The organism is Klebsiella oxytoca NBRC 105695, assembly GCF_001598695.1.
Taxonomy (GTDB): domain Bacteria; phylum Pseudomonadota; class Gammaproteobacteria; order Enterobacterales; family Enterobacteriaceae; genus Klebsiella; species Klebsiella oxytoca.
This window is the reverse complement of the sequence record NZ_BCZK01000030.1, coordinates 1-11,104: the sequence shown is the minus strand read 5'-3', so window position 1 is coordinate 11,104 and position 11,104 is coordinate 1. Positions and strand designations below refer to the sequence as shown.

Genomic DNA, 11,104 nt, shown 5'->3' with positions numbered 1-11,104 from the left:
CCGGGCAGGATTTGCCCGCACGCCCGGGTCTGGCGCACTCCTTCTACAGCACAGGTACAGCCGGGATTAAGTTGGCGTTGCGGCATGGCGGGGTTTTCACAGGAATCTCTCTTTATCGTTTGCGGGCACGCTACCGCCCGTCGCTGTTCACTTACCAAAGCGCATCAGGTCTGACTGGCGGATTGCCTGTATTACCGGCCCACTCATTCGCGGATGTACAGAGCCGATATTTTTACGTCGAATAAAGCAGCGATGTCGGAGTGGTCCGGTACAGGAATATTCCCGGTGAATCCATAAAATAATGCACGCCACTAATGTTGGAACAATCGCGTTTATTTTGCCGCATAATCCCTGAGACATCGCTAGGTCTTTTCAGGATCTTTTCTGAATGTCGAGTTATCAGGTGGGCTGGATTTGAGCTTGCGTAATAAATGACGCATCGCCAGCCAGAAGGTTTAAGCTCCGTAAGACTGGCCTCCAGGTTAAATGTCGGTAATCCCAGCCCTTAGGAAACATGCGTTTAAAGCATCATTCCAATATAAAGTCATTGTAGAACAAAGAATTAAAATCGGTCAACCAACCTAGCGTGTGATGTTTGACATAAGTTTTAACGGTCTTTTGCCAGTAAACCATCCGCAATACACCTCCACTTTATGAATAAATGCCCAGTTCATATATAAATAGTTAACTATGATTGATTTAAATCAATGTTTACCGGATACGAATATTATCGGTGACACGAAAAATATAGTTGTCAAAATAAGAGTAATAAAATCCGCCTTGCAATTTACGAACATTGAAGCAGTCTAATGCCGAACTTTAATATCGTTATAAGCAATGATATTTAGGATACATATCAAACTCGCAAATAATAACCACCTTTATCAGCCAGAGATTATTTATTCCGACTAACCACTGAGCATTGTTAAGAAGTAAGCGTTGACCCCCCATTCATGCAAAATTTTGTCATTACGGCCTACAATCTCTTTCTTCAACGTCAACGACCAGCAGGCCGATCTGAACGGTTTACTGCTGTCGTACCGAGTGGATGAAGGCTGCCCGCTGCTGTCATTACGTGAAGCCGGGCTTCTTCCAGATAGACCCGGTTTTTCATTGTGGGAAAGGTAAAGGAATTGTGATGGAATACTCCTCATTCTCACCTATGCAAACACAGCCAACAGGATCCGACAATATGGAAAAAAGATCGCCGTATCAGTCACTTGTAAAGACCTTTCAGCGCCTTTCCCGCTTTTCGCATCTCTCCGCCATCGCCGGCTGGGACATGTTCACCATGATGCCGCCCGGCGGCAGCGCGGCACGCGGCGAAGCGCTGGCTGAGCTTGGCGTTTTGCAACATCAGATTCTGACCGATAAAAAAGTGGGCGAATGGCTGCGCAATGCGCTTCAGGAAGAGCTGAACGATGCTGAGCAGGCAAACCTGCGCGAGATGACCCGCCAGTACGAGCAGGCGGCGCTGCTGCCGGAAAGCCTGGTGGAAGCGAAATCGCTGGCGGGTAGCCGCTGCGAGCACGCCTGGCGCAGCCAGCGTCCGGCGAACGACTGGCAGGGCTTTGCTGAAAACCTGCGGGAAGTGGTCAAGCTGAGCCGCGAAGAGGCGCAGATTCGCGCCGCGGCAAAAGACTGCTCCCGCTATGACGCGCTGCTGGATATTTTTGAACCGGATATGACCAGCGCGCGTCTTGACGTGCTGTTCGCTGACCTCAAGTCATGGCTTCCCACGCTGCTGGAGAAAGTGGTTGAAAAGCAGGCGCAAACGCCGCTCATCGAACCTCAAGGGCCGTTTCCGATTGCCGACCAGCGCGAGCTGGGGCTGGAAGCGATGCGCGTACTGGGCTTTGATTTTGATGGCGGACGGCTGGATATCAGCGCCCACCCTTTCTGCGGCGGCGTGCCCCAGGATGTGCGTATCACCACGCGCTACAACGAGAACGATCTGCTCAGCGCGCTGTTTGGCGTGATTCATGAAACCGGTCACGCACGCTACGAACAAAATCTACCGCGTAACTGGATCGATCAGCCCATCGCTCTCGCCCGCTCTACCGCAATCCACGAGTCGCAAAGCCTGTTTTTCGAAATGCAGCTCGGCCGCAGCGAAGCCTTTCTGCAACACCTGCTGCCAACGGTACGCCGGTACTTTGGCGAGCAGCCGGCCTTTAGCCGCGACAACTTTATCGCCTGGAATCAACGCGTCAAACCGGGCTTTATCCGCGTCGACGCCGACGAGGTGAGCTATCCGGCGCACGTCATTCTGCGCTACGAAATTGAACGTGCGTTGATTGATGGCGATATCGAGGTTGATGATATTCCGGCGCTGTGGGATGAAAAAATGCAGCACTGGCTGGGACTGTCTACTACCGGCAACTATCGGGACGGCTGTATGCAGGATATCCACTGGACCGATGGCGGTTTTGGCTACTTCCCGTCCTACACGCTGGGCGCTATGTACGCCGCTCAGCTGATGGCTTCCGCCAGACGGGCGCTACCGCAGCTAGAAAGCGATATCGCCAACGGTAACTTTACCGCCCTCTTCGATTGGCTGCGGCAGAATATCTGGCAGCACGGCAGCCGTTTCACCACCTCGCAGCTGATACAGCATGCGACCGGGGAAGACCTTAACAGCGACTTTTTCCGCCAGCACCTCACCTCGCGGTATCTGTAAGCTACGGACGTCGGGCCGCTCCCGGCGCCCAATTTTCCCTGGTGAGAGCAGGTTGTACATACGGTTACACGCCGATACCAAACACTCACGGAAACCTCGATAAGACAAGCATATAGTTCTTTCAACGGCCCCGCAGTGGGGTTGAAACAAGAAACCTTTTCGAGGATATCAGAATGAAAAAAGTATTAGCTCTGGTCGTTGCCGCTGCTATGGGTCTGTCTTCTGTCGCTTTCGCTGCCGATGCCGCCACCACCGCCACTCCGGCTCCGGCTGCTGCAACTCACAGCACCACCGCTAAAGCGACCCATCACAAGAAACACCATAAAGCCGCTGTTAAACCGGCTGCAGAGCAGAAAGCGCAGGCGGCTAAAAAGCACAAGAAAGCAGAAGCTAAACCGGCTGCCGCCCAGAAGGCTCAGGCCGCCAAAAAACACAAAAAGGCCGCCGCTAAACCGGTAGCTCAGAAAGCCCAGGCTGCGAAAAAGCACCACAAAACCACCGGGCACCATACCGCTAAAGCTGCTGCCCAACCGGCTGCTTAATCTCCCGGGTGAGATTGATTGATATAATACCGGCGCTGGCTTCAGCGCCGTTTTTTTCCGGAGAGCACTATGCTGCGGCGCTACCGTTTTGAGCTCATCCTGATCCTGCTGATTATCTGCGCGCTGGTCGCCAGCCGTTTTTTCCTCTACTGAAGACTTAGCTGCCAGAGGTTGTAGCCCAGGCCGTAAAGCGCCAGAATTAGCAGGAAAAACGCCGACACCGTTGTTAATCGCTGGGCGTAACGCGCCGTTAACCAACGACGAACCGCCAGAATATAGAGCGTAAGCACGCCTAAGTCGATCATCACCCATACCGCCGTCAGGAGCCCCAGGCTCAAACCGAAGCTGTCGGTTACAGAAATAAACTGCGGAAAAAACGCGGCAAAAAACAGGATATCTTTGGGATTGCTTAACGCGGTCGCAAATCCTGCCATCACCCCACTACGCTTTTTCAATGCATCCTGCGTCACCGGCTCTGCACGTAACATCCCCAGCGCAAGTCGAATAATAAACAGCGACCCGATCGTCGCCATCAGCGTTAGCGCGCGTGGATCAAGCGCCACTATGCCGTTCAGCATCGCAGCAGCAGCGGCCAGCAGCACTAAAGAAGCCAGATTCCCGCCAATCATCGTGCGCACCGCACTGGCAAAGCCTTCCCGCGCCGCCGCGCCGGTCACTAACACCACCACCGGCCCCGGGGTGGCAATAAGCGCCAGTACCGTCAAAGAGTAGGCCGTCAGCAAAGAGATATTCATGATTTAAACTCACCATTTCCCAATTAAAACCCTATCTTCCTCTCTGATTTCAGAGTTGAAAAACGACTTATAGTGAGTTTGAATGTGAGTTTTACTCAATATTGAAAATCTCTGCCAATGTCTATGCCGCCGCTCTACGCACTGCGCGCTTTTGAAACCGCCGCTCGGCTTGGTTCGTTTAGTCAGGCCGCCGCGGCGCTGCACGTCACGCCCGGCGCCGTCAGTCGCCACGTCAGCACCCTGGAGTCATGGTTTGCATGCCGGCTTTTTGTTCGCCATGGCCCAAAGGTCACGCTTACCGATGCCGGCTATCAGCTGGCGAAGGCGCTGAATGAGAGTTTTTCATCGATAGACCGGGCCTGCCAGACCCTGCGTCGTCAGGCAGGCAAGCTACGGCTGAAGGCGCCGTCAACGCTTACGATGCGCTGGCTATTGGACGTCCTGCAACAGTTTCGCCAGCAGCACCAGCGACCGGAAGTGGAAATGAGCAGCCTGTGGATGGATCGCGACAGCGTCGATTTTACTCAGGAGCCATTCGACTGCGCAATCCTCCTGGGAGATGGCAATTTTGGCAATAATAACTGCTGCAGCCTGCTTTTTGCCGAATGGTTAATCCCGCTTTGCGCACCGGGGATGATGCAGCAGGCCAGGCAAGATTTAGCGGCCTGCACGCTGATACATCCGTCCACCGATCGCCGTGACTGGCGGCGCTGGCTCGAGCATTATGAGCGACCTGCGCCGGATATTGCTCAGGGCATCGTCTTTGATACCCTTGAGCAAGGTACCATGGCGGCGATGAGCGGGCACGGCGTCAGCATTGGCGATCTGCTGCTTAATCTACCCGCGATACGCGCCGGGCTGCTGGCCTTACCCTTCCCGACGGCGGTAACTACCGGCGAAGGCTACTATTTTGTCTGGCCGAAAAACCCTCTCAGCCCACAGCCCATCGCTTTACTGCATCACTTTTTAAATCAGCATATCCCCGGCCCGCTCCCCGATAATATTCTCCGCCGGGGAGAGGAGCCCGAATTAGAGAACGTGAACCGCGGCAACCAGTAGATAACCCGTAGCGCCCCAGATCATCGCGGATACGACCGAAACATAAACTAATGCGCGAATACCTTGTTTAGACATAAATCCTCCCGTACATCGGGTGTTAGACATTGCAGATATCATCGCCGGGATAACATCTCTGTTTGCTCAACAAGCGGGTAGCAATAACAACGTTTACGGTGAGAAAATGTTTCGCTTTGAAAGTAAGTAAGAAGCAGGTAAAGAAGTGCGTTTTTCCTGTGAAGAAATTGCATATTTTACCTAATAGCGGCTTTTTTTGCTGGATGGACTTAAGAATAAGCTGAAGCAGAAATCAGGTTATGTTCCCTCATCTGATGTACGTTCGGATACACGATTTATGTTGCTTCCGCCGCCCTTTTCTGCGGAAATATCGCCGCGGCCAAACAGCGTTAACATCTTGAAATAACACCATTGATCCGTGATGAAGGCGCGTTTTTGGCTGGATTAGCCCGCCGTCTGGCTTAATTAAAATTGTTCTTAACTTTCATAAACTTAAATCTGCTGCTACTTTCAATAGACATAATTATCTCCCCAGAGAGTGATATGCGTAGAGACGTACTGTTATTACTGTGTTCGATCTGTCTTTTCCCTGCGCTGGCGCAGGCCGATGATGATGGCATGAGTGCGAAAGATATTAAGACGCTGTTTTTTGGTCATGACGACCGTAAACCCGTCAGCGACCCCACAGACGATCCCTGGGATGCTATCGGGCAGCTGGAAACCGCCAGCGGTAATCTCTGTACCGCCACGCTGATTTCCCCCAATCTGGCGCTCACCGCCGGGCACTGTCTGCTTACGCCACCTAAAGGTAAGCCAGACAAACCCGTCGCGCTGCGTTTTATCTCGCGTAAAGGCGGCTGGGTGTACGAAATTCACGGTATCGAAGGTCGGGTAGATCCGTCACTGGGCAAACGGCTTAAGGCAGACGGCGATGGCTGGATAGTTCCCAGCGCCGCGGCGCCGTGGGATTTTGGCCTTATCGTGCTGCGCTACGCTCCTTCCGGCATTACGCCGGTGCCGATTTTTAGCGGCAGCAAAGCCGATCTGACCGCCGCGCTAAAAACCGCCGAACGGAAAGTGACTCAGTCTGGCTATCCGGAAGATCATCTGGATAATCTCTACACCCATCAGGATTGCGTGGTCACCGGCTGGGCGCAGGCATCGGTGCTCTCCCATCAGTGCGATACGCTGCCGGGCGATAGCGGCTCGCCGCTGCTGCTGAAAACTGATGATGGCTGGCAGGTGATTGCGGTTCAAAGCTCGGCGCCTGGACCAAAAGATCGCTGGCGAGCGGATAACCGCGCCATCTCGGTGACCGGTTTTCGCGATAAGCTGGAAGCGCTGGCCGCCCAGTAAACGATCAGCCCTGCTGCTGGCGCAGCTGCAGTAACGACGTGACGGGCATCGGTTCGCTAAAATAGTAGCCCTGCAATCTGTCGCATCCCGCCCGCCGCAGCAGCGCCAGCTGTTTTTGATTCTCTACGCCTTCCGCCACCACCGTGATGTCCAGCGCCCCGGCAATTCTCACGGTACCGCGCACCAGCTCTGCGGCCTGGGTATCAACATCCACCAATCCGGCCAGCGATTTATCGATCTTGAGGCTGTCGAAGCTGAAGCTGCGTAAGTAGCCGATGCTGGAGTAGCCGGTACCAAAATCGTCGAGCGCTACCGCGATACCCAGCGATTTTAAATTTTTAATCGCCGTTCTCGCGCGGTCGGGATTCTCCAGAACATAGCTCTCGGTAACCTCAAGTTGAAGGCGACGGGCCGGAAAATGGCAGCGTCCCAGCACCTGGACCACCCGCGACTCGAACTCCGGGTCGCGGAACTGCGCCGGGGAGATATTTACCGACAGAAGCAGATCGCCTAACGGCTGCAGATCGCTGCAGGCGCGATGCAGGACAAATTGACCGAGGGCGTATATCAGGCCGCTGCTTTCGGCGATACCGATAAACGCATCCGGCGGCAGCGCCCCCTGCGGGCGTCGCGGCCAGCGCAGCAGCGCTTCCACACCTTCCATCACCAGCGTATCAGCGTTGACGATCGGCTGATACCAGACATCGAACTCTTCGTTCTCCAGTCCCTGACGAATGCCATTCTCGATATTGAGCTGATACTGCCGCGCGTCGCTGAGCGCGTCGTCATACCAGGTGGTACGCCCTTTGCCAGTCTTTTTAGAGTGGTACATGGCAATATCGGCGCGACGAAAAAGCTCCGTGCTGGAGCAGCTTGCCGGCACGCCGCTGGCAATACCGATACTGGCGCTGATATAGATTTTGCGTCCGCTCAGGATAATCGGTGCGTTTAACAGTTCCAGCACCGCGCGGGCAAAGACCGAAGCCTGATTGGCCGCCTCTGCGCCGCTTATCGTCATTGCGAACTCGTCGCCCCCCATCCGCGCCAGCATCCCTTCCGGGGGAACCCGCTCCCGCAGCGCCTTCGCAATATGCAGGATCAGCGCATCGCCGACGTCGTGACCGTAGTTATCATTAACGTCCTTAAAGCCGTCGAGATCGATAAACACCACGCTTTGCGTCTGATAGCGCGAATTTTCACAAACCTGATTAAGCCGTTCGATCAGCGCCCGCCGGTTAGGCAGGCGGCTCAGCCAGTCGGTCATGGCGGTATGACGCGCCACGCTTTCGCCACGCGCCAGTTTGTACAGCCCGAGGCAGCTGAACAGGATAAACAGCAGGATCAGCCCTGCCGCCACCGCTGCAATCAGCCGAATGCTGTTCGATGCCGCCCGCGACGCTTCGGCGCCGGGCAGGCCGGGCTGCCAGCTCAGGTAGCCCACGGTTTCCCCAGCCTGGGTACGTAGCGGAATGCTGTATTCGCCACCGGTCTGGGTGACGTGCAGATTGCGAATCTGGAACGTATCGCCTAGACGTTCAAGCATTTGCGGGTTGATATGGCGGGTAATCACCAGATAGCGGCGGGTATCATCAAACACCTGCAGGCGTCCGACCGTCGGACGGATCAGGCCGATGCCGATAAAAGCAATACCGGCGCGGGTGCGGGTAATGCCAGCCCAGGCGCTTTTACCGCTGCGCAGCGCGGCGGCATGCTGCGAAATAAGCGCGTGGAAGCCGCTGCCGAGAAACTGCGTATCCTGCCCGGGGAAAGGCTGGCTGCGAAACGATCCCCACAGTACGCGGTAGTGCTGATCGAGTACGAAAGTACCGTCATAGAGATTGTTAATCTTGAAACCAGAACCCCAGGAATTATAGAGCCACTGCGGATCGAGCCTTCCGGCATAGGTCTGACTCACGGCATCATCCCAGACGGAATTATCCAGAACCAGCGACAGCACGCGGTTAACCGACGTCTGCACCGCGCCATTAACCGATAAAACGGAGCGATGCTTATCAATTTCGTTCGCTTTCTGGCCAATCAGATGCTGGGAAAGATAGAGCAGAAAAACCACCGACACGATGAGGCCGATCCCGGCGAAAAAGATCATGATGGAAAGCGTTCTGGCGGAGGGAATATTGCGCCAACCTGGCAAGTGAATCATGTTCTGCCCTCATCACGGCCGGTGGCTAAATTGCCCGAACAGGCTCATTTTTTAAGCGTAATACAGAGAGCAGATTTTGCCGCCCGCATTCGCAGGCGGCATCATATCAGGCAAGTTTAATTAACACCATGCCGGCCACCAGCAGGATCACCCCGATCCAGCCTTTATGGTTCAAACGCTGGCCAAACAGCACCCAGCCGGCGGCAATGGTCGCCGCGATACCGAAACCGCCCCACAACGCATAGGCTACCGACAGGTCAATCCCCTTGACCGCCTGCGAGAGCGCGCTAAAGGCGCCAAGCACCGCAGCCAGCGACATCACGCCATAGAATTTACGGCGAAAGCCGTCGGAAAACTTAAGAAAAACGTTGGCGATAATTTCCAGCGCAATCGCCAGCGCCAGCCAGGCGGCGTGGACCCACTCAAACTGTTGCATGCGCTTTCTCCTTGCCTGGTTTTACCGCTTTCTGCGTCCCGGATTTGATCAAGACAATCCCGGCGACCAGGGTGACCAGCCCGGCGATTTTTATCATCGACAGCGTCTCATCAAACAACAGGACGCTAAAAATGGTGATCAGTAAAATCCCAATCCCTTCCCACAGGGCGTAGGCTACGCCGAGGGCGATTTTTTTCACCGCGAACGCGAGAAAAATATAGGAAAGCGCGATCATAACCAGCATTAAAATAAAACCAGTATGCCCGCCGCTTACGCTTGCCCATTTCATCGACAAAGTGCCGGTAATTTCAGCAACGATAGCTAAAGCTAATAAAATCCAATAAAACATGATTCCTTCTCCTGCTTGAGAATATAATCCATGACGGCTTACAGCGAAGTAAACCGGAAAAATTCTGACGTTAATTTAGCCGTGCGCAGCGCGCCAGCTCAGGCAGAGAGAAGAAAACTAAAGCGCCGAGCGCCAGTGCTGCTCGCCGAGGAAGCGGGAGTTGAAGAGGGATACTGCAGGGTGATAAGAAATATACATCCTGAACTGATTGTCCATAAAATTACAATTATCCGCGGTATTGCTTCTCATCATTTGCGGATGAAAATTGTCCTCTGTAGTTATACACACGCAGATTTGTACCATAACGCCACATTTAACTCAAAGTCTTTGCAGTTCTTTACCTCGGATATTTGATTTGGATTAGCTTTTTACTGGGGTGTTCGCCATTATGATAGCGTTTCGTCAATTATTTATTCATGGGTCGCGCTTTTCATTTTAACCAACGCGACGCGTTGAGACGCTGTCTTTGCCAGCGTCTACAATAAACGCATATAAGACCCCATTTTTTCTCTCGCAGGGAGCGGTATGGCCAAACCCATCATTACGCTTAACGGCTTAAAAATTGTCATCATGCTTGGCATGATGGTGATCATCCTGACTGGTATTCGCTTCGCGGCGGATATTATCGTCCCTTTTATTCTGGCGATCTTTCTGGCGGTAGTGATTAACCCGCTGGTTCAGCTCATGGTGCGCTGTCGGGTGCCGCGGGTACTGGCTATTTCGCTGCTGGTCGGCGTCATTGTCCTGCTGGCCGTGGTGCTACTGGCCTCGCTGGGCACCTCGCTTAACGAACTGGCGCGCACGCTGCCGCAGTACCGCAATTATCTTTATGAACCGATGCAGACTATCGCGCCCTGGCTGCAGCGCTTCGGCTTTACCGTCTCGGTGGTAGAGCTTAATAAGTACATTGACCCCAACGCGGTGATGACGCTGGTGACCAGTCTGCTTACCCAGCTTTCAAACGCCATGTCCTCTATCTTCCTGCTGCTGCTGACGGTGGTGTTTATGCTGCTGGAGGTCCCGCAGCTTCCGGCAAAGCTGCAGCAGCTGATGTCGCGGCCGGTGGAAGGCATGGGCGCGATTCAACGGGCGCTGGATAGCGTCTCCCACTACCTTGTATTAAAAACCGCCATCAGCCTGGTGACCGGACTGGTGGTCTGGGGAATGCTGGTGCTGCTGGACGTTCGTTTTGCCTTTATGTGGGGGCTGCTGGCTTTTGCTCTCAACTATATTCCGAATATTGGCTCGGTCCTCGCGGCGATCCCGCCGATTTTACAGGTGCTGGTATTCGGCGGTCTGTACGAAGCGCTGGTGGTCCTGGCGGGCTATCTGGTGATTAACCTGGTGTTCGGCAACATCCTTGAACCACGCATTATGGGCCGCGGGCTGGGGTTATCGACGCTGGTGGTCTTCCTGTCGTTGATTTTCTGGGGCTGGCTGCTGGGTCCGGTAGGGATGCTGCTTTCGGTACCGCTGACGATCATTGTCAAAATCGCCCTCGAACAGACGGTGGCCGGGCAGAGTATTGCCTTTCTGCTGAGTGATTTGAGTAAAAACTAACGACATTGCACGCGCTTTTCCCGGAGGCGATGCTGCGCATCTGTCGGGCTACTGGCCTACAAGCGGCTGTGAACCCGTAGCCCGGGCAGGCGCTTTGCGCCGCCCCGGGGGGACTGACTGCGGAGTGGCAAAACTTCCCGGAGGCGATGCAGGCGCATCTGTCGGGCTACTGGCCTACAAGCGGCTGTGAA

Annotated in this window: 12 protein-coding genes; 8 read left to right on the top strand and 4 right to left on the bottom strand. The window is 54.4% G+C overall.

The window, feature by feature from the left end; genetic code table 11:
- From KO1_RS28630 to ydgU, 4 genes are all read left to right on the top strand, one after another.
- The coding region (locus KO1_RS28630) for a hypothetical protein (RefSeq protein ID WP_204370651.1) at nucleotides 1–245 on the top strand (245 nt) is incomplete at its 5' end.
- Nucleotides 246–1,192: 947 nt separating this feature from the next.
- Nucleotides 1,193–2,680, top strand: coding sequence for a carboxypeptidase M32 (locus KO1_RS26545; protein ID WP_004102494.1), 1,488 nt, complete (start codon nucleotides 1,193–1,195; stop codon nucleotides 2,678–2,680).
- 173 nt (nucleotides 2,681–2,853) lie between these two features.
- A complete protein-coding gene (asr, locus tag KO1_RS26540) occupies nucleotides 2,854–3,222 on the top strand; it encodes an acid resistance repetitive basic protein Asr (RefSeq protein ID WP_004102497.1) in 369 nt (122 codons plus the stop codon).
- A 69-nt stretch (nucleotides 3,223–3,291) separates the two neighbouring features.
- A complete protein-coding gene (ydgU, locus tag KO1_RS29035) occupies nucleotides 3,292–3,375 on the top strand; it encodes a small membrane protein YdgU (protein ID WP_049250231.1) in 84 nt (27 codons plus the stop codon).
- Here the strand turns inward: ydgU and KO1_RS26535 are convergent.
- Nucleotides 3,369–3,977, bottom strand: coding sequence for a LysE family translocator (locus KO1_RS26535; RefSeq protein ID WP_004102499.1), 609 nt, complete (start codon nucleotides 3,975–3,977; stop codon nucleotides 3,369–3,371). The two genes, ydgU and KO1_RS26535, sit on opposite strands and share 7 nt — an antisense overlap.
- A gap of 117 nt (nucleotides 3,978–4,094) precedes the next feature.
- On the opposite strand from KO1_RS26535, the gene KO1_RS26530 reads away from it, so the two are divergent.
- Nucleotides 4,095–5,036: a LysR substrate-binding domain-containing protein gene (locus KO1_RS26530; protein ID WP_017145779.1), complete on the top strand. Its 942-nt coding sequence runs from the start codon at nucleotides 4,095–4,097 to the stop codon at nucleotides 5,034–5,036.
- Between the two features lie 558 nt (nucleotides 5,037–5,594).
- Nucleotides 5,595–6,407 carry a trypsin-like serine peptidase gene (locus KO1_RS26525; RefSeq protein WP_024274253.1) on the top strand — a complete coding sequence of 271 codons (813 nt, stop codon included), beginning with the start codon at nucleotides 5,595–5,597 and terminating at the stop codon, nucleotides 6,405–6,407.
- Between the two features lie 4 nt (nucleotides 6,408–6,411).
- Here KO1_RS26525 and KO1_RS26520 read toward each other — a convergent pair whose 3' ends face one another.
- From KO1_RS26520 to mdtJ, 3 genes are all read right to left on the bottom strand, one after another.
- Nucleotides 6,412–8,568, bottom strand: a complete 2,157-nt coding sequence (locus KO1_RS26520) for a putative bifunctional diguanylate cyclase/phosphodiesterase (RefSeq protein WP_024274254.1) — start codon at nucleotides 8,566–8,568, stop codon at nucleotides 6,412–6,414.
- A gap of 106 nt (nucleotides 8,569–8,674) precedes the next feature.
- Nucleotides 8,675–9,004 carry a multidrug/spermidine efflux SMR transporter subunit MdtI gene (gene mdtI / locus KO1_RS26515; protein WP_004102507.1) on the bottom strand — a complete coding sequence of 110 codons (330 nt, stop codon included), beginning with the start codon at nucleotides 9,002–9,004 and terminating at the stop codon, nucleotides 8,675–8,677.
- The gene (gene mdtJ, locus KO1_RS26510) at nucleotides 8,991–9,353 is read right to left on the bottom strand and encodes a multidrug/spermidine efflux SMR transporter subunit MdtJ (protein WP_004102515.1); all 363 of its coding nucleotides are present in this window, start codon (nucleotides 9,351–9,353) and stop codon (nucleotides 8,991–8,993) included. Before mdtJ ends, mdtI begins: the two co-directional genes overlap by 14 nt.
- Nucleotides 9,354–9,383: 30 nt before the next feature.
- On the opposite strand from mdtJ, the gene KO1_RS27920 reads away from it, so the two are divergent.
- Nucleotides 9,384–9,707 (top strand): hypothetical protein, encoded by a 324-nt coding sequence (locus KO1_RS27920; RefSeq protein ID WP_048257963.1) that lies wholly within the window; start codon nucleotides 9,384–9,386, stop codon nucleotides 9,705–9,707.
- A gap of 171 nt (nucleotides 9,708–9,878) precedes the next feature.
- Entirely contained in the window at nucleotides 9,879–10,913 is a 1,035-nt protein-coding gene (locus KO1_RS26505; protein WP_004102517.1) for an AI-2E family transporter, read from the top strand.
- Nucleotides 10,914–11,104 lie beyond the last annotated feature (191 nt).